Annotated in this window: 21 protein-coding genes; 9 read left to right on the top strand and 12 right to left on the bottom strand. The window is 46.3% G+C overall.

Translation table 11 applies throughout. The features are described 5' to 3' along the window. The first annotated feature begins 66 nt into the window (after positions 1-66). Both AB1S55_RS04870 and AB1S55_RS04865 read left to right on the top strand, forming a co-directional pair. The gene (locus AB1S55_RS04870; RefSeq protein ID WP_370980665.1) at positions 67-1,080 is read left to right on the top strand and encodes a WD40 repeat domain-containing protein; all 1,014 of its coding nucleotides are present in this window, start codon (positions 67-69) and stop codon (positions 1,078-1,080) included. A 138-nt stretch (positions 1,081-1,218) separates the two neighbouring features. Continuing rightward, positions 1,219-2,112, top strand: a complete 894-nt coding sequence (locus AB1S55_RS04865; RefSeq protein ID WP_370980664.1) for a hypothetical protein — start codon at positions 1,219-1,221, stop codon at positions 2,110-2,112. Positions 2,113-2,196: 84 nt separating this feature from the next. On the opposite strand, the gene AB1S55_RS04860 is transcribed toward AB1S55_RS04865, so the two are convergent. From AB1S55_RS04860 to ftsY, 7 genes are all read right to left on the bottom strand, one after another. Further along, on the bottom strand, positions 2,197-2,673 hold the full coding sequence (locus AB1S55_RS04860; RefSeq protein WP_370980663.1) for a TIGR02444 family protein: 477 nt from the start codon (positions 2,671-2,673) through the stop codon (positions 2,197-2,199). Continuing rightward, a complete protein-coding gene (gene trmB, locus AB1S55_RS04855; RefSeq protein ID WP_370980662.1) occupies positions 2,673-3,362 on the bottom strand; it encodes a tRNA (guanosine(46)-N7)-methyltransferase TrmB in 690 nt (229 codons plus the stop codon). The genes AB1S55_RS04860 and trmB overlap by 1 nt, the downstream gene beginning before the upstream one ends. Beyond that, positions 3,359-3,745 (bottom strand): DUF423 domain-containing protein, encoded by a 387-nt coding sequence (locus tag AB1S55_RS04850; RefSeq protein ID WP_370980661.1) that lies wholly within the window; start codon positions 3,743-3,745, stop codon positions 3,359-3,361. Before AB1S55_RS04850 ends, trmB begins: the two co-directional genes overlap by 4 nt. 89 nt (positions 3,746-3,834) lie before the next feature. Further along, positions 3,835-4,692 carry an RNA polymerase sigma factor RpoH gene (rpoH, locus tag AB1S55_RS04845; RefSeq protein WP_370980660.1) on the bottom strand — a complete coding sequence of 286 codons (858 nt, stop codon included), beginning with the start codon at positions 4,690-4,692 and terminating at the stop codon, positions 3,835-3,837. Between the two features lie 153 nt (positions 4,693-4,845). Beyond that, on the bottom strand, positions 4,846-5,817 hold the full coding sequence (gene ftsX, locus AB1S55_RS04840; protein ID WP_370980659.1) for a permease-like cell division protein FtsX: 972 nt from the start codon (positions 5,815-5,817) through the stop codon (positions 4,846-4,848). Continuing rightward, positions 5,817-6,506, bottom strand: coding sequence for a cell division ATP-binding protein FtsE (ftsE, locus tag AB1S55_RS04835; RefSeq protein ID WP_370980658.1), 690 nt, complete (start codon positions 6,504-6,506; stop codon positions 5,817-5,819). Before ftsE ends, ftsX begins: the two co-directional genes overlap by 1 nt. Before the next feature lie 12 nt (positions 6,507-6,518). Further along, a complete protein-coding gene (gene ftsY / locus AB1S55_RS04830; protein ID WP_370981570.1) occupies positions 6,519-7,544 on the bottom strand; it encodes a signal recognition particle-docking protein FtsY in 1,026 nt (341 codons plus the stop codon). Positions 7,545-7,724: 180 nt separating this feature from the next. Here ftsY and rsmD point away from each other — a divergent pair, with 180 nt between their 5' ends. The 7 genes from rsmD to AB1S55_RS04795 all read left to right on the top strand — a co-directional run bounded on the left by rsmD (position 7,725) and on the right by AB1S55_RS04795 (position 14,867). Then, positions 7,725-8,345 carry a 16S rRNA (guanine(966)-N(2))-methyltransferase RsmD gene (gene rsmD, locus AB1S55_RS04825; RefSeq protein WP_370980657.1) on the top strand — a complete coding sequence of 207 codons (621 nt, stop codon included), beginning with the start codon at positions 7,725-7,727 and terminating at the stop codon, positions 8,343-8,345. Between the two features lie 191 nt (positions 8,346-8,536). Then, positions 8,537-9,016: a pantetheine-phosphate adenylyltransferase gene (coaD, locus tag AB1S55_RS04820; RefSeq protein ID WP_370980656.1), complete on the top strand. Its 480-nt coding sequence runs from the start codon at positions 8,537-8,539 to the stop codon at positions 9,014-9,016. 76 nt (positions 9,017-9,092) lie between these two features. Beyond that, positions 9,093-11,855 carry a class I adenylate cyclase gene (locus AB1S55_RS04815; protein WP_370980655.1) on the top strand — a complete coding sequence of 921 codons (2,763 nt, stop codon included), beginning with the start codon at positions 9,093-9,095 and terminating at the stop codon, positions 11,853-11,855. A gap of 92 nt (positions 11,856-11,947) precedes the next feature. Beyond that, positions 11,948-12,103: a hypothetical protein gene (locus tag AB1S55_RS04810; RefSeq protein WP_370980654.1), complete on the top strand. Its 156-nt coding sequence runs from the start codon at positions 11,948-11,950 to the stop codon at positions 12,101-12,103. 7 nt (positions 12,104-12,110) lie between these two features. Further along, complete coding sequence (lysA, locus tag AB1S55_RS04805) at positions 12,111-13,367, top strand: diaminopimelate decarboxylase (protein WP_370980653.1); 1,257 nt, start codon at positions 12,111-12,113, stop codon at positions 13,365-13,367. A gap of 1 nt (position 13,368) precedes the next feature. Further along, the gene (dapF, locus tag AB1S55_RS04800; RefSeq protein WP_370980652.1) at positions 13,369-14,199 is read left to right on the top strand and encodes a diaminopimelate epimerase; all 831 of its coding nucleotides are present in this window, start codon (positions 13,369-13,371) and stop codon (positions 14,197-14,199) included. Next, complete coding sequence (locus tag AB1S55_RS04795) at positions 14,196-14,867, top strand: DUF484 family protein (RefSeq protein ID WP_370980651.1); 672 nt, start codon at positions 14,196-14,198, stop codon at positions 14,865-14,867. The genes dapF and AB1S55_RS04795 overlap by 4 nt, the downstream gene beginning before the upstream one ends. A gap of 151 nt (positions 14,868-15,018) precedes the next feature. On the opposite strand, the gene AB1S55_RS04790 is transcribed toward AB1S55_RS04795, so the two are convergent. From AB1S55_RS04790 to AB1S55_RS04770, 5 genes are all read right to left on the bottom strand, one after another. Continuing rightward, entirely contained in the window at positions 15,019-15,225 is a 207-nt protein-coding gene (locus AB1S55_RS04790) for a hypothetical protein (protein WP_370980650.1), read from the bottom strand. Between the two features lie 153 nt (positions 15,226-15,378). Then, positions 15,379-15,717: a P-II family nitrogen regulator gene (locus AB1S55_RS04785; protein ID WP_370980649.1), complete on the bottom strand. Its 339-nt coding sequence runs from the start codon at positions 15,715-15,717 to the stop codon at positions 15,379-15,381. Between the two features lie 153 nt (positions 15,718-15,870). Next, positions 15,871-17,127, bottom strand: coding sequence for an ammonium transporter (locus AB1S55_RS04780; RefSeq protein ID WP_370980648.1), 1,257 nt, complete (start codon positions 17,125-17,127; stop codon positions 15,871-15,873). 34 nt (positions 17,128-17,161) lie between these two features. Next, positions 17,162-17,500, bottom strand: coding sequence for a P-II family nitrogen regulator (glnK, locus tag AB1S55_RS04775; protein WP_370980647.1), 339 nt, complete (start codon positions 17,498-17,500; stop codon positions 17,162-17,164). A gap of 93 nt (positions 17,501-17,593) precedes the next feature. Further along, positions 17,594-18,259: a TorF family putative porin gene (locus AB1S55_RS04770; RefSeq protein ID WP_370980646.1), complete on the bottom strand. Its 666-nt coding sequence runs from the start codon at positions 18,257-18,259 to the stop codon at positions 17,594-17,596. Between the last annotated feature and the right edge of the window lie 56 nt (positions 18,260-18,315).

Genomic DNA, 18,315 nt, shown 5'->3' with positions numbered 1-18,315 from the left:
CGCGCGCCAATACTCCCTCTGCATTTTTCGCTGCTATGCTTATAGCACTACTTGGCGAATAGACATATGAATAAAGGGACCTTACTTTTCTGCTTGTTTTTATTTTCAGCCTGTCAAAAGGCGGCAAGCCCTCAACAACAATTAGAAGTCGCTACTAAAGGCCTACACAGCGCCGCCATCAGTGAGCGTGGCGACAGCTTAGCAATCGGCTCTATTTGGCACGGCGGTTCATACTGGCGCCTAAGTGATAATGAGCGCCTCTTTAATTGGAATCATAAGGCGGGGGAAAGCAGCACCTTTGTCGCTATCGACTTTTCAGATGATGGGCGCTGGGTATTAAGCGCCGAAGCCCACTCTATGGTTCTCTGGGACGCAAGCAGTGGTCGTGCTGAACGCTACTGGACTGCCCCTGCCGAAATCCTAGATATAGAACTAAACCAGAGCGCCAATCTTGCCTTACTAGCTCTTAACGACCACAGTGCCGTTATATTCGACGTAAGAAATGGAGGGATTCGCCGCAGCTTCAACCACGGAAACCGCGTTCGCAGTGTCGATTTTAACCAGCAAGGCAACCTAGCCTTAAGTGGCTCTGAAGACCACGGTGCACGTTTGTGGAATGTACAAAATGGTGAGCTAGTTAAGCACATTAAACATGAAGACCAAGTACAACTTGTACGCCTTTCAGATGACGGTAAGTTAGCCTTAAGCGTTAGTAAATACGATAAGGCACTTCTGTGGTCAACAGACAATGATGACTACCAAGTGGAGCTACCATTAAAAACCGAACATATACGTAGAGGCCTGCACTTTAGCGCCGCTCGCTTCAATCATAACAACAACTTGTTATTAACCGGCCGCCCCGACCAAGTTGTTCAACTTTGGCAGCTTGAGCCACTAATGGAATTAAAACGATGGAAACTGCCTAAGCGTAAAGCTTGGAAGCCAACAAGCGCAGCTGTGATCGATCTTGCCTTTCAAGATGAGCACAATTTCATTGCAGCAGCCTCAAACGGAATCATCTACCAGCTTAATATTAACGACCCATCAGCTTCATTGATGCCAAATCTAAATGCCCTGTAAGGCATAGGTTACTCAGAATCAATCCTTAAAAACTGTATTAAAATCCAACAAAATACCAAGTATATCTATACCCATTTTATTTTAAGCCGAGTATCATTCACTCAATTTCAACTCCCAGCTTTTATTAGGTAACACACCATGCCTGCAAAGAAAAAAGTAGCCGATCCTATCCTCGCTATCGAAAAAGACATTGCCAAATGCACAAGCCAATTAGATAAACTACGCAAGCAGCGTGTTACAAGTGCCGAAAAAGCTTTAAATAGCGCCAGCAAAAAGCTGACCAGCGCCAAAGCTAAGCTAAGTAGCTTGCGAGATAAAGCCAAAGCAGCAAGCACAACTGTGCGAGCACAAAAAGCTAAAGAAGCACTTAATAAACAGCGCACTTTAATTGCAGAGCTAAGCGAAGCCGCAGCATTAGCAAAACAAGAGCTAAAAACACATAAAGCCAGCCTGAAACTTGCGGAAGATATGCGTAAAGCTGGTGAGAAGCTTGTTAAAGAACAAGCCAAAAAAGCCAAAACAAAAAAGACAGCTAAAAAAACCACTACGGCAAAAAAGGCGACCACAAGCAACTCAAAAGCCAACAGCACGGACGTAAAAGCAAGCACTAAAACCACGGTAGCTAAACCCAAAGCAGCAGTAGAAAAAGCAGCTACACCAAAGAAAGCATCAAGCAAAGCAAAGCCAAAAGCTAAAGCGAAGGTCACTGCAAAGAAAATCAGCACAAAGAAAGCGGTAACCAAAGCGGCTACAAAGACCAAACAGAAGACAGAAGAAAAGCCTGCCGCAGTAGAAAAAAACTTAGAAACAAAGACAGAAACAGTAAGCACGCCAGCTGAAGCAGCTACTGCCGTTGAACCAGTCCAAAGCAAAACGGAAGAGAGCAAAATAGTCGTAAATCAGACCGAGGCAGCCCAAGCAGCCCCGATTAAAGAAGCACATACTGAAAAAGCGGCTGAAGAAGATAAAAAAGAGACTTCTGACAACAAGCCTGACTCAGGCCCTGAAACCCAAGATATGTTTAGCTGGTAATACATCAACCCAAACTGCATAAAACTAAAAAGGCCGCTTAACTAAGCGGCCTTTTTAGTTTTTAAAGCTCTTAAAACACGCCACCTAGCTCTTAGTTTCAAACTGACGCTCTACCAACTGGGCCAAAAATTTAGCAAGCTCAACACCCTCGTTAGGCACATGCTGCTCCAAATACGGAGCGACCACAATTGGCCGCTGCAATACTTTTTTAGCATGCCTATCTGTATGTGCCTGCATAGCAGCGAGTTGTTTCTTCTCAACAATCAATTCGATCTTAAGAACCTGCTGCTTTAGCGGAGCTAAGTGCTCTTCAGTAAGGGAACACTCTTTTAACTGACGACGTAGAGCACGAAACAAGTCCAGTAAATCAGCATCTGCCTTGCGCAACAAATTTGCACTTTGATTTAAGGCCGGTTCACTGAGCTCGAGCCGCTCATGCTCAAGCCACAGACGATAAAGCAGGGCCAAGACATTTAGGCTCTTCTGATTTTGTAAAGCCAAGCAGATTTTTTCAAACTCTGAATTATCCCAAAGCTCAAAAGCAAAGTTCTTAAAAGGCATTAATCTTTACGCTCGAACAATAGATCCCAAACACCGTGACCAAGGCGCTCACCGCGCTTCTCAAACTTAGTAATTGGCCGATACTCAGGCCGGGGGCTAAAATGATACTGCTCTGCTTGATTTTCAAAGCCCGGAGCAACACACATCGCTTCCATCATATGATCGGCATAGTGCTCCCAATCAGTTGCCAAATGAAACACCCCACCTACTTTTAAAAGCTGCCTGACTTGCTCAACAAACTCAGGCTGAACAATACGACGCTTATTGTGCTTTTTCTTGTGCCAAGGATCTGGAAAATACAATTGGAAGCGATCTGCTTTAGCCAAAGGCAAACAATCCTCAAGTACATCAATGGCATCAGCCAAGTAAACCTTTAAGTTTGTTAAACCAAGCTTACCGGCTTCGTTAATTAAGCGGCCTGCACCAGGAGGGTGTACTTCAATGCCGATAAAATCTTTTTCTGGCTCTGCTTGAGCCATCGCTAATAGCGAATCACCCATGCCAAAACCCACCTCTACAACTAGAGGCGCTTCTCGACCAAACACCTCAACAAGATCAATGGCACCATCATGCAGACTTAAGCCATAAACAGGCCACCACTGCTCAAAGGCTTTTTCCTGAGCCTCTGTCATGCGCCCACCGCGAATTACATAACTACGTATCGCTTTTTTCTTAAACTCTGTTTTCATAAATCTCTAGCTTTATAAGCCATTAAAAATAGTACTAACCACGCGCCAATAAAGAACAAACCACCTAACGGAGTCAACAAGCCCAACCAACTAGGCATTCCCAGCGCTAGCATATATAAACTTAAGGAAAAGAAACCTATACCTGTCGCGACCAAACGGGCGGGCCAATGCCAAGCCAAACCCGGCCACTGCCGCATAGCAACGGCTATAAATAATAAAACAAGCGTATGCCACTGCTGATAGAGCAGGCCTGTTTTTAATACCGACATAGAGCGCTCATCTAAGTGATGCTGTAAAGCATGGGCCGCAAAAGCACCTATCACAACACATGTGCCGCCATTTAAGCCGGCACACATCAAAACACTGCGAGCTTGTTTTAACACCTAAACCCCCACCAACAAAAACGACGGGCAATAAAAAAGCCGCTTAATGCGGCTTTTTCGAAGCTGCGTGACATAAAACGATGCGCCGTTTAGGCTTCCATCATCGCGCGAACTTTCTTCATAGCATTCTTTTCAAGCTGGCGAATACGCTCGGCAGAAACACCGTACTTATCTGCAAGCTCGTGCAAAGTGGCTTTGCTGTCATCATCAAGCCAACGCTGCTGAAGAATGTCACGACTGCGCTCATCTAGCCCTTCAAGAGCAACCAACAAACCATTTACGCTGTCCTGCTGCCAATCGGCATCTTCAACAATGGTCGATGGATCATAGCGCTTATCTTCAAGGTACGCTGCTGGTGCCTGAAAAGCAGTTTCGTCGTCATCATCTGCACCAGCATCAAAACCTGCATCATAAGCGGAGAGGCGCCCCTCCATCTCATGCACATGTTTAACTTCTACATTTAAATCTTCTGCTACAGCTTTTGCTTCATCAGCAGTTAGCCATGCCAATTTTTTCTTTTGGCCACGAAGATTAAAAAAGAGTTTGCGCTGAGCCTTAGTCGTTGCAACCTTAACAATACGCCAGTTGCGCAAGATAAATTCATGCATCTCGGCTTTAATCCAGTGCACTGCAAAGGATACTAAGCGCACACCTTTTTCAGGATTAAAACGCTTAACCGCCTTCATCAAGCCAACATTGCCTTCTTGAATCAGATCCCCCTGATTCAAGCCGTAACCGGCATATGATTTAGCAATATGCACAACAAAGCGCAGGTGACTCATAACAAGCTGGCGAGCCGCCTCTAGATTTTCATTGTAATAGAGATCCTCGGCCAGCTCCTTTTCTTGTTCGGCGCTGAGCACGGCGATCGAGTTGACAGTCTGCATGTAAGCCGCCAGGTTCTGACCTGGTGCAAGCGCTTCAACTGTCTGTAAACTGGTTCCCATATAAACCTCCGAATGAGATTGCCGCAATAGTAGCATCCAAGTTGCGGCTGTTCCATATCCTATGCAGGATAGCCTAGCATCCGTCACTGAAGACGGGCTAAGTATCCGCTTTTACTTTGACTGCATAAACAATAAAAGAGTTCCAAGCCTAGCTTAACTTGGCTCTATATCGCTTAAATGACGGCTCACCGCTAAAGCTGAACCCAGCCAACCTAAAGATGTAGCCACCACTAATAACTGTAAGGCTTGCACTGCAGATAAGCCCTGTAAATCAAAACTGGCACTGTAAGCTTGAGCGATTGCCTCAACCTTTACTGATACCGACATCACAACAATAGAAACTAAAAGCAATGCGATGAAGCCACCAAAGAAGCCATAAAGGCCACCTGTATAGAGCAAAGGCCTACGTACAAAGCCATTAGTACCGCCAACAAGCTTAATTATTACAATCTCATCTTTACGATTTTCAATAATCAGGCGCACGGTATTACCTATTGCAAGCAGAGCTCCCAACGCCAGCAATAAAGCTAGGAACAACACTAACTGCTGCAATAAAGCGGTAATGGCTAAAAAGCGCTGGACCCAAGCGAGATCAACATTGGCCTCGGCAACCAGTACACTTTGAGCCAACTCATCGGCTAAGGCTTGCTGAGCAGTAACACTTTGAAAGGCCGCACTAGGGCTAAGCTCTATCGCAGCTGGCAACGGGTTTTGCGCTAACCCCTCCAATACTGAGCCAAAGCCACTTAGGGCTTCAAATTCACGTAGAGCCTCATCAGCATCGATATAACGCAGCTGCGCAATACGGATATCACTGCTCAGCTGTTCAATAAATTGATCTGCCGCCCTTTGGCTGACCTTCTCATTAAGATAAAGCGTTAATTTAGGCTCCGTATCCCAGCCTTGACCTAATTGCTGAAGATTCGATAGCGACAGCATCAATAAAACAGGTAAAGCCAAAGCCACTGCCACGACTAAAGACGTTAATAAAGTTTGCGCCTTATCATCTAACAAACGGTTTAAAGTTGAGGAAAAGCTAGAGCGGTGATGAGCCAACCAAGCCCTCATTGCACCGGCAAGGCTGCGCTTAGCGACTGAGGCGCCATCAGCACGAGGGTCAGCCATTAGTTAGACCCCGCAGATGCTCTAGGTAGCATGCCATCAAAAATCAAAGAGCCTTCTTTTAAGGCCAAGATGCGCTTATCCATTCGCTTAATTAGGCCGTGATCGTGACTAGCAATTAACATGGTGACGCCAACTTCCGTGAACTGCTCGAATAAATGCATGATCTCACTTGAAAGGGCAGGGTCTAAATTACCCGTAGGTTCATCTGCCAAAATAATCTTGGGCTTATTTACAATGGCTCGAGCGATACCAACCCTTTGCTGCTCACCACCACTTAAGGTGATTGGCTTATGCTTTTCTCGCCCAAGCAAACCGACCTTATCTAAAGCGGCACGAACACGGCGACCACATTCAGAAGGTGAATAACCGGCAATTTGCAGAGGCAAAGCAACATTTTCGAAGACGTTTCGATCAAATAGTAAAGAGTGGTTTTGAAATACCACACCAATTTGGCGGCGGTGGTAGGGCACTCGACTAGCTCGCATACGGCCTAAATTACGGCCACCAATAAGCACCTGGCCAGTGGTAGCTTTTTCAATCTGCATAATCAGCTTCAGTAAGGTACTTTTACCAGCACCACTGTGGCCTGTAAGAAAAACCATCTCACCTTCACCGATATCAAAACTGACATCGTTAAGCGCGTCTTTACCGCCAGAATAACGCTTACACACATGACTGAAGCTAATCATTGCATGAGGCTCTTAAGAAAAAAGTGCGTCAACAAAAGTGCCAGCATCAAAGACCTGTAAATCATCAATGCCTTCGCCCACACCAATAAAACGTAAGGGCACTCCGTGTTTTTGGCTTAAAGCAAAAATCACTCCGCCACGTGCAGTACCGTCAAGCTTGGTTAATGCCAAACCGGTAACACCAGCGCTTTCATGGAAATGATCAAGCTGGCTAACCGCATTTTGACCTGTACCAGCATCCAAAACCAAAAGTACCTCATGAGGTGCACTGTCGTCGATCTTGGCCATAACTCGCTTAACTTTAGCGAGCTCTTCCATTAAATTGCTCTTATTGTGCAAGCGACCTGCTGTGTCGGCAATGAGCACATCAACTCCCTTGGACTTAGCACTTTGCAAGGCATCAAATACAACCGAAGCGCTATCAGCTCCAGTATGCTGAGCAACGACCTGAACATTATTGCGCTCACCCCAAGTCTGTAACTGCTCTACGGCAGCGGCACGGAAAGTATCACCAGCAGCCAGCATCACTGACTTTCCTTCATTTTGTAAACGCTTCGCCAGCTTGCCAATGGTGGTCGTTTTACCAACACCATTCACCCCCACCACTAAGATCACATAAGGATTTTGTGTCGTATCAACAAGTAAAGGTTGCTCAACCTGAGACAGCATATCTCGCAGCTGCACCTTCAGCTCTGCAAGTAGGGCATCACTGTCACCCAACTCCTTGCGCCTAACTTTTGCCGTAAGCTGGTCAATGATTTGCTCGGTAGCATCAACCCCGATATCAGCCGTTAACAGGATTGTTTCTAGCTCTTCGAGCAACTCATCATCAATCTTTTTCTTACCCAAAAGCAGGGCACTTAGACCCGTGCTTAAAGGCTTACTGGTTCGAGCCAAGCCTTTTTTGATACGCTCAAAGAGGCTAGGGCGCTTAGGCTTCACCTCTTCTTGTACCGCTGGTGTAGCTACATGCTCGTCCTGCTCAACGGAAGGCTCGACCGAGATCTCAACTTCTGATTCAGCAACAGACTCCGCCATAGGTTCAACCTGAGCTTGCCCCGCGGCCTTCGCTTGCTCGACTAAGGCCTGAGCCTCTGCAGCAGCTTGCTCTTCTTTTAGCCTTAATTCTTCAGCTTCTTTCGCTAAAGCGGCTTCTTTTCTTTTTTTACGTCCAAAAAACATTAAACTTCGCTCAAAATCACTATTGGTACTGTTCGCTTGAAACGCCCAGCAAAAAATCATAAAGCCCGCAAAGCCAACTCAGGGCCAAATCGAGGCTTATCAAAAGTACGCATTATCGGCGGCCAATGGCGTCGACGCATGTTGCCTGTACACGATGCTGAAGGCCTGAGACCTACGGGCGACCGTATCCGCGAAACCTTATTTAATTGGCTCACAGCCGAAATCCACGGCCGTCGCTGCTTAGACCTCTTTGCAGGAACCGGAGCCTTGGGCTTGGAAGCCTTAAGCCGAGGCGCAGAATTCGTACAGTTTATCGAAAAACACCAACAAGCTGCACATCAACTCAAAGACAATTTATTAAACCTAAAAGCGCCAAATGCAAGCTGGCAATTACATCATGGCGACACGTTACAGTGGCTAGAGCAAACCAAGGAAAAGGGCTTTGACCTTGTGTTTCTAGACCCACCTTTCGCAGCTGATCTCTGGCAGCAAACGCTGGATGCCCTTATCAATAAGCAGCTACTTGCCAATGAGGCGCTAATATACGTGGAAAGCCCTAACGAGACAAAGATTCAAGCCCCTTCGGGCTTTAGCATTCACAAACAATTAAAAGCCGGTAGCGTTGATGTGCAACTCTATCGCTTTAACAACACATAAAATCTAGGCTTTAGCCAAGTCTTATAAGCCATTAAGCGTAAAAACGCCCTCCAATGGAGCACAACAAAGCCCTTCGTTAGAATAAAGCAGTAGCAAGCCATGCCTAAAATCAATAAAGCGCTTAAATACTGCCACGTCTAACTTAAAAAGGCGCTAAAATCCGCGCAAATTTAGATTACTCAGGACAAACCATGAAGTGCGTTGTCTACCCAGGCACCTTTGATCCGATTACCAACGGCCATATTGACCTTGTTCAGCGAGCCTCCAAGCTTAGCGACTACGTTGTGGTTGCGATTGCTGCCAGCACTAAAAAGAACCCTCTATTCAGCATGGAAGAGCGTGTTGAGCTATGCAAAGACGTACTAAAACACATTCCCAATATTGAAGTCTGTGGCTTTAACTGCTTGCTTAAAGATCTTGTCGAAGAGAAGGGCGCCTACGGTGTTGTTCGCGGCCTGCGCGCTGTCAGTGACTTTGAGTACGAGTTTCAACTAGCCAATATGAACCGCGCGCTTGCTCCATCCATGGAAAGCCTATTCCTCACCCCCGCCGAACACCTAAGCTATATCAGCTCGTCACTGGTAAAAGAAATCGGCTCACTCGGCGGTGATGTCAGCAAGTTTGTTCCGCGCCAAGTAGAAGCAGCCCTCAAAGAGAAATTCTCTAACTAAAGCGCGCTGAGCTCAACTACGCTTAACTAAGCAGCCAACACTCGTAGGCTGCTTAGTTCTCAGATAGCGAGCCACAGTGAAGCAGCACCCAATACAGCCCGAGCCAATTCAAGACGGCTTTGACAGACAAAACCTTAATACACTGCGCAAACGCTTCTTGGCAGTCAATCTTGCGCGCCTAGAACGTCTTAACTCGGCCTTAAATGAGCATCAGCAATCCATCGTTCGTGTATTGCCTTTATTGTTCCACTGTAATCACCCCATGCTACCCGGTTTTTGCGGCCATAAATGCCCCAGCAAAGTAAGCGATTACACACCTAAGAGCAGCGATCTTAGAGCAGCCAAAAGCATAGCCCGCAGCTTCACCCTGCAAAACAGCCCTTATCAAAATGCAGATATAAACGCGATCTTCCTAATGGGCAGCGTTGGCACTATTGCCCAAACCAGCAGCAGTGACATAGATGTATGGCTCTGCTTTCAAGACAAGCTAAGTAACAAGCAACAAAAACAACTTAGCGAAAAGTGCGAACGAATTAGCAGCTGGGCCAAACAGCAGGGCTTGGATCTGCATATCTTTCCCATGAATGCCCATGCATTTAAGCAAGGCCAACTTTCGTCTATGGACCTTGAAAGCAGTGGCTCCACGCAGCGCTTGCTTTTACTTGATGAATTCTACCGCTCAAGTATTTACCTCTGCGGCCATATTCCACTTTGGTGGTATGTCCCTAACGCCAGTGAAAACAACTACGAAGAGCACTGTCAGCGCTTACAGCAAAGACGCTTTTTACCTCCTCAAGCCGTTATTGATTTTGGCAGCGCTGCCCACATCCCTAATAACGAGTTTGTCGGTGCTGCCATTTGGCAGCTTTATAAAGCAATTGAATCTCCCTATAAAAGTGTTTTGAAACTCATTTTACTAGAGGTGTATGTGCATGACTGGCCAAAAATGCACTCCCTTGCCGCTGACTTCAAAGCGCTGATTTATAAGGGTGAACTCGATATCGACAAGCTCGATAACTACCTATTAATGTACCAACGCATTGAACACTACCTGCTCACCCAAAAACAAAACGATCGCTTAGAGCTCACTCGGCGCTGCTTCTATTTCAAAGCCGGGCGTGCGCTTTCTAAAATCAATCAGCGCAGTAAAACCCGCCCGTGGCAACACAAACAACTGCAGCATTTGATTGAACAGTGGGGCTGGGATAAGGCAACTATAAGTAAGCTTGATCAACGACGGCAGTGGAAGAGCTTAGAAGTCTGTGCCGAACGCAAGCAGTTGGTCGACCAACTTAATGTCGCCTATCAGAACCTACTGAACTTCGCCCAATATTCTCAAAGCGACATACAAATAGACGCTCACGACCTCAGAGTCTTAGGCAATAAATTACAAGCTGCTTTTGAACAACGCGCCGGCAAGATCGACTGGATCAACCCGAATATCAGCAACGATATCAGTGAAAACCAGCTGTATATTGCACGAGAGGCAGCACAAACATGGAGCCTTAGAAATGAGCGCGGACAAGAGGAGCTACACCAAGCCCTCTCTCTTAACGAAATTTTACTCTGGGCCTGCTATAACGGCATTTATACCGAAAGCACTCAAGTCAGTGCTACCGTAAAGCTAGGCATAAGCCAGCAGCGATTGAGTCATAGCTGCCGCACTATTCTGCGCTGGTTACCCAAACAACAGCTCGCTGAGCACAAGCAATTTGAACAAAACCAACACTGCCGCCGCCTGCTGTTGCTTATAAACAGCGAAAGCCCAGAGCAAAAGAGTTATAGCCAAAACCATACGACAGAGTCCGCTGACAGGCTGATACAGAACCTCAGCGTCATTTCTCTTAATTCATGGTCTGAGCTACAAATTCGCCATTTTGAAGGCAAACACTCACTGCTCGATGCGCTTCTCTATTGCTTGCATCACAGTGAACTAGGAACAAAAGGCGGCTATATACCTTCATTGGAATTGCACTGCATGCATGGGCAATTAAAGTCCGTCATTGAACAGCACAGCCGACAATGCCTACAAGATCTATTTAGCTACTTAAAAAACAAAGCATACAAGCCGGTGCGTTACGTGCTCGCTCTAGGCGGGCAATGGCAGCTAATTCACATCGATAAGGGTAAAATCGAATGCCTGCGCTTTAGCAACAAAGACAAACTCATTCTGGCTCTCAGCGCTCAACAGCAGCAATGGAGCGCTCTTCATTTTGATCGCAACAGCTTTGATCACAGCCCTTTGCCCTTAATTGCCAGCAAACTCAGGCGCAACTGCATACAAGTGTTCTACCGTCACTTTGATATAGGCAGCCAATGCTATATCGCTGATGAAAAAGGCAGCATCGTGCACATCAGTCTTAACCAAGGCCCCAAACAAAAGCGTTTGAGAGCATTGCAGCACTTTCTACGTGCCTGCATTTATCGTCAAAGCCAGCGCAACCCAGAACTATTATCAGATTTTGGTGTGTGCCCAGTGTACCTTTTTCGCATTCAAGAAGATGACCAAGGTCGTTTTAGCTTGCGTAAGCGGCAGCTCGAACAAAGCAATAATGACGCTCAATACGAACTAAAAGCAGTAGCCCGCTTACAGAACAACAGCATTCACTATGACTTCTATCTTAACGAGCAACTTATTAGAGCTAATCGTAAAAATAACAGCATCACCCATATCAAACAAAGCATATGCAAGTTGAGCAAGTACAGCCCAACACACGACTTACAACTAAGCGATCTCGACCTAGGCCTAGTTTGTGAGCACCTAGCTTTAGATGGCGAGCTCCAACTTAGCCACTACTTAAAGCAAAAACAGATTATCGAAAGCAAACTCAATCAATAGGCGCACTCAGAGCCCGCTTCATCAGCCCTCGCCATAGCCAGCCAGCACCAGCCAAGCTATACTCGGAGGTTTGGAATTCCCTAGGAAAATAGATGCTTTATCACGCTCCTGCACTGCGTAAATTATTGGCATTAGGCCTGCTGTGCTTTGGCTTTTGCGCCTGCGGTCAAACCGGTGATTTAGTCGATCCGGCAGACAAGCCAAGCAGTGAAGAAGATCAAGCACCCCCATTTTCCGCAAACGATTGAGTATTACATGCCTGTTTTTGAACGCCGCCAGCAGAGCTTATTCTGCGAAGATCTGGCCCTAAGTCAGCTTGCCGACCACTATCAAACGCCGCTATATGTTTATAGCCGCAAAGCCTTTAGTGAATCTTACCTTGCCTACGCTAATGCACTCGGTGATCATCCCGGACAAATTTGCTATGCCGTAAAAGCAAATTCAAACATTGCCGTACTACAGGTACTAGCTGAACTAGGCGCAGGTTTTGATATCGTTTCAAAAGGCGAACTTCAGCGTGTCATTAAAGCCGGTGGCGATGTTAAAAAAGTGATTTTCTCCGGTGTAGGAAAAACCGCTGACGAACTTCTGTTTGCTCTAGAGCAGGGCATTGGCTGCTTTAACGTTGAGTCTGAAGCTGAACTACAACTTTTAAGTGAAGTTGCCAGCAGTAATGACTTTACTGCCAATATTAGCTTGCGCGTCAATCCAGACGTAGATGCTCAGACGCATCCCTATATCAGCACGGGTTTAAAAGAAAACAAGTTTGGTATCGACATCCAAAGTGCGCCTGAAGTTTATGCGCGCGCGGACAAGCTACCAGGGCTAAACATCATTGGCGTTGACTGCCATATTGGCTCCCAGCTTGTTGAAACCCAACCGTTTTTTGATGCTCTTGATCGCCTGCTTTTATTGCTAGACAAGCTAGCCGAGTTCAATATCAATATTGAACACCTCGACTTAGGTGGAGGTATTGGTGTGTGCTACAAAGACGAAGTACCGCCTAATATTCAAGACTATATTGGTGCCATTAAGACGCGTCTAGGCGAGCGTAAACTCGCCCTTTATTTTGAGCCTGGCCGCTCGATTGCCGCAAACTCAGGCGTGCTTTTGACCGAAGTGTTGTTCTTAAAGCCTACCGAGCATAAGAACTTTGCCATTGTCGATGCCGCAATGAATGACAACATTCGCCCCTCCCTGTATCAGGCCTGGCAAGATGTGCAGCCGCTAGAACAAAGTAAAGCCACTAGCACCCAGTGGGACTTAGTTGGCCCAATTTGCGAAACCGGCGACTTTCTTGCCAAAGATCGCACACTTGCTTTAGAAGCAGGTGAGCGCTTAGCCTTAATGTCGAGCGGCGCTTATGGTTTTGTGATGAGCTCAAATTACAACAGCCGTGGCCGAGCAGCTGAAGTGATGGTCGATGGTGACCAACACTATTTAGTCAGAGAGCGCGAAAATTTTGACGACTTAGTACGCGGTGAAGCACTCATCCCCAGCGGAGCAAAGTAAGATGCGATTGCGCTTTACTAAAATGCAGGGTTTGGGCAATGACTTTGTCATGCTTGATGGTGTCAGCCAAAAGCTCAACTTAAGCAACACAAAAATCCGCAAGCTTGCCGATCGCAATTTTGGTGTGGGCTGCGACCAATTATTATTGGTTGAGCCTCCACAGACACCTCAGGCCGACTTCCGTTACCGCATCTACAACGCCTCTGGAGAAGAGGTCGAGAACTGTGGCAATGGCGCTCGCTGCTTTGCTATTTTTGTACAACAGCGCGGCCTGTGTAGCAAGAACACCATTAGGGTAGAAACAGCCAATGGTTTGCTGGTATTGAATGTCAAAAAAGACAAGCAAGTTTGTGTCGACATGGGCGAGCCTATTCTCGCCCCAGCTGAGATTCCATTTCAAGCAAGTGAACAAGCTGCTGTATACAAACTAGCCTTAAGCCAAACCGAGCTAGAAATTGGTGCCGTAAGCATGGGCAACCCACACGCGGTCTGCCTAGTTGACGATGTAGACAGCTACCCCGTACTCGAACACGGCCCCGAAGTTGAAAGCCACAAACGTTTCCCAAATAAGGTCAATGCCGGCTTTATGCAGATTGTAAGCCGCACTGAAGCAAAACTACGCGTCTATGAACGCAGTGTCGGCGAAACACTTGCTTGTGGCACAGGTGCGTGCGCAGCGGCTGTCAGTGCGATCATACGTGGCAAAATGGACAATAAAATAAGCATAGAGCTTCCCGGTGGTACGCTACAGCTTGAATGGCAGGGTGTAGGTCACCCCGTTTTGATGACAGGGCCAGCAACCACGGTTTTTACAGGACAGATTAAGATATGAGCACAACCGAGCGTTTAGATGCTGAAAGCGTCGCTGCTTATTTGAAGGATCACCCCAATTTCTTTGAAAATCACGAGCAACTGCTCGGAGACATGAGCGTGCCGCACAAACCTGGGCAAGCCGTCTCTTTGGTGGAAAAGCAACTCAGCATACTTCGCGAGCGCAACACTGAACTGCGCAATCGGCTCAGCAGCTTGGTTGATAACGCCCGTCAAAATGACCGCCTATTTGCCCACACTCGCCAACTCGTGCTTGCCTTACTCGATAGCAAAAACTTCGCTCAAGCCATCGATATTGTTTATTCAAGCTTTCAAACTGATTTTGACATTGAACACACCGAAATCATTCTATTTGATAGCCCCGGTATTAGCCGTGCGCGCAGTGACAAGCTTGAACTTGGCCAAGAAAAAATTGGCCGCTACCTAAAAGCCCGCCAAACCGTTGGTGGAGGCCTAGGAGAGAGCGAGCGCAACTATATTTTTGCTGATAAAGCAGATCAAGTTGGCTCCGCCGCCATGGCGGTACTTGCCTATGGCGAGCTATATGGCGTTATTGCGGTTGGCAATAAAGACCCTAACTACTATCAAAGCGGTATGGGTACTATGTTCTTAAGCTATATTGCCGAAGTATTAAGCCGCATTACTCGAGACTTTAGAGCCCAGTCTTAACAAACTACACGGAAGCCTACACAAGGCCTTAGAAGCCGGAAGTGATAACAAGGGCTAGATTTCGTATACATTACGACAGCTTTACTAGCCACTTATTACGAGCAAACCCAGCCCACGCCAAGCGCAAAAACCAGGCTAAAAACCCTGCCAACTAAATAGGCTGACTGCCATAGCTAGACTGTGGTTTCTTAGGTGGATCGGCTAATACATCCACATCAATAGAATTGATTTTGCCACCAGATGCTAAAAAAGCCTCTACCTCAGCCTGAATACGCTGACGCTCCTCTTCTTTATTCTGCATCATTAGCTGACATTCACCACCCATTTCCAACTCTTCTGACTCTTGTTCAGTACTCATAAGTGCTACCCCCTCATTCCGTTAAGCACGAATAAGTTATATAGGACAGAATTGAGAGAGTTACTAAATATATAGAGCCGTTTTATTAGACAGTTTTTCTATAAAAAACTAGAGTAGATATGCCCCACTCTTGAAGAGCAGGGCTGCCGTAGCCTAGATAGCTTCCGGGCCGGTCTCGCCAGTACGAATACGCACGACTTCTTCTACTGCTTGAACAAAGATTTTGCCATCGCCAATTTTACCGGTTTGAGCATTTTGCGAAATAACATCAATCGCCTGCTCAAGCACGCTGTCATCAACAACTAGCTCCAACTTTACTTTAGGAAGGAAGTCGACGACATATTCTGCGCCACGATAAAGCTCTGTGTGGCCCTTTTGTCGTCCAAAACCTTTAACTTCTGTAACAGTTAAGCCCTGCACGCCAATTTCAGATAGCGCTGAACGCACATCATCGAGCTTAAATGGTTTAATTACCGCTGTGATCAGTTTCATATTGCACCCATATTCTTTTTATAAGTTCCCGTTTTCTAGCTTACTTTGTAAATACTAGCCTCGGTACAGCCAAGAAGTGTAAAGCGCTTTTATGACGAACACAAAAAAACCGAGGCAAGCCTCGGTTTTTTGAAGATTAGACTGATCTAAATCTTATTTGTTGGTGAACTCTGGGTACGCTTCCATACCACATTCAGAGATATCAACACCTTCGTACTCTTCTTCTTCGCTAACGCGAATACCCATGATTGCTTTCAGAGCCAACCAAACGATAAGAGAAGTTACAAATACCCATACAAAGATGGTTAATAGGCCAACCAACTGACCACCTACACTCGCACCACCAGTAACACATACAGCTAGCACACCGAAGATACCAACAACACCGTGTACAGAGATTGCACCAACAGGGTCATCAATTTTCAGCTTATCAAGAGTAAGAATACTGAACACAACCAAAGTACCACCGATAGCACCCACAATGGTTGCACCAAGCGCACTTGGTGAAGCTGGGTCGGCAGTAATAGCTACTAGACCTGCCAATGCGCCGTTAAGGCTCATGGTTAAGTCAGCTTTGCCAAACAATACACGAGCAACAAGCAATGCAGCGATCAAACCACCTGCAGCAGCAGCGTTAGTATTCATAAATACATTGGCAACTTCGTTAGCTACTTCGATGCCACCAAGCTTAAGAGTAGAACCGCCGTTAAAGCCGAACCAACCCATCCACAAGATGAACGTACCTAAAGTAGCCAAAGGAAGGTTAGCACCAGGAATAGCGTTAACTTCGCCGTTAGGGCCAAACTTACCCTTACGTGGGCCAAGAACCAATACACCAGCTAAAGCAGCAGCAGCACCGGCCATGTGTACGATACCTGAACCAGCATAGTCACTGTAATCAAGTTCAAACATGCCAAATACAGAGTTACCGCCCCAAGTCCAACCACCTTCAAGAGGGTAGATCACACCGGTCATAACAACAGCAAAAGCAAGGAAAGCCCAAAGCTTCATGCGCTCAGCAACCGCACCAGAAACAATAGACATACAGGTAGCAACAAACACAACCTGGAAGAAGAAGTCAGAAGCGCCAGAATATACAGAGTCGCCGTCAAAGCCGTTTTCTGCAGAAGCAGCTAGTGCAGCAGCAACATCAACACCGCCAGTAGTTTCAATGCCACTTAGGAAGTAGCCACCGCCGTACATAAACTCATAACCACACACCAAGTACATGGTGCAGGCAATAGCAAACAGGGCAACGTTTTTAGTTAAGATTTCGGTCGTATTTTTGGCACGTACCAGACCCGCCTCGAGCATTGCAAAGCCCGCGGCCATCCACATTACTAGTGCACCACAGATAAGGAAATAAAAGGTATCTATGGCGTACTGCAATTCGAAAATTTGATTTTCCATAGCAGTTCTCCGGGTAGGGAATTGTTATATAGTTTTACAGAGCTTCGTCGCCGCTTTCGCCAGTGCGAATACGGATAACTTGCTCAAGAGCGCTAACAAAGATTTTGCCGTCGCCAATTTTGCCGCTGTGGGCCGCTTTACTAATAGCTTCAACAACAGAGTCGATTTGATCATCTGCAACCGCTACTTCAAGCTTGGTTTTAGGCAAAAAATCCACAACGTACTCAGCGCCACGATACAATTCCGTGTGACCCTTCTGACGACCAAAGCCTTTAACTTCAGTCACAGTAATTCCTTGTACACCGATTTCAGACAACGCTTCACGAACAGCGTCGAGCTTGAACGGTTTAATTACAGCCGTGATCAGTTTCATTGAACTGCTCCTAAGATTTTACAAACGCAGCATTAACTGCAAAAAAATAAAAAGGCCACTGAAATTAACAAACCAGCGGCCTTATAGGTTTTCTTATTCGATAGGTAGTGAGTAAGAAACTACGAAAGTAGGGTCGGTCGTTTCAGCAGGCTCATCAACTTCAATCTGAGTGCTAATGATAAAGCTCAAGTTATCGTTGTAAGCGTAAGACAGATCCAAGTGGCTCAAATCATTGTTACCTTCGAAGTGTTGACCGTAAGTAATACCAAAAGCGCCAAGCTCAGCAGCAAGTGTCACATAAGAGTACTCACCGTCGTCATCACCTGGAGCAACAACATTCTGATAATAAGTCGCACTTACAGGGCCATAACCCAAAGTAGCTACAGCTTCAGCCAAGTTACCTGGAGTACCTGTTTCTTCTTTACCACCACCAGTAGGATAAGAATAAGTCCACGCACTTACGTCGTAAAAGAACTTACCTACTTCACCACCGTAACCAAGGTAGAGGTCATACTCGGTACCAGCATCAGTATCACCAGAAGACCCCCAAATACCAGTGTAAAAACCACCGTTACTGTAGCTTAAGTCACCACTTACAGCAGGAGTACCGGAACCCAGATCCTTACCACGCCACAAGTAAGTGCTCGCTACACCAACACTGGCACTTACTTCGCCTTCTGCCTGAGCTGCTGGAGCTACAGCGGCAGCCATAGTTGCAGCGGCTACAACACCTGCGATCGCTTTTTTAGTAAATTTCATAATGCTTCCTCCAAAATTTTAATTTTTTTGTATTTGCTAATAATTAAGTTTTTAGC

The sequence above is a fragment of the Agaribacterium sp. ZY112 genome, from assembly GCF_041346925.1.
Classification (GTDB): domain Bacteria; phylum Pseudomonadota; class Gammaproteobacteria; order Pseudomonadales; family Cellvibrionaceae; genus Agaribacterium.
Note: the sequence above shows the minus strand (reverse complement) of the source record. Positions and strands in the feature narration are given on the sequence as shown.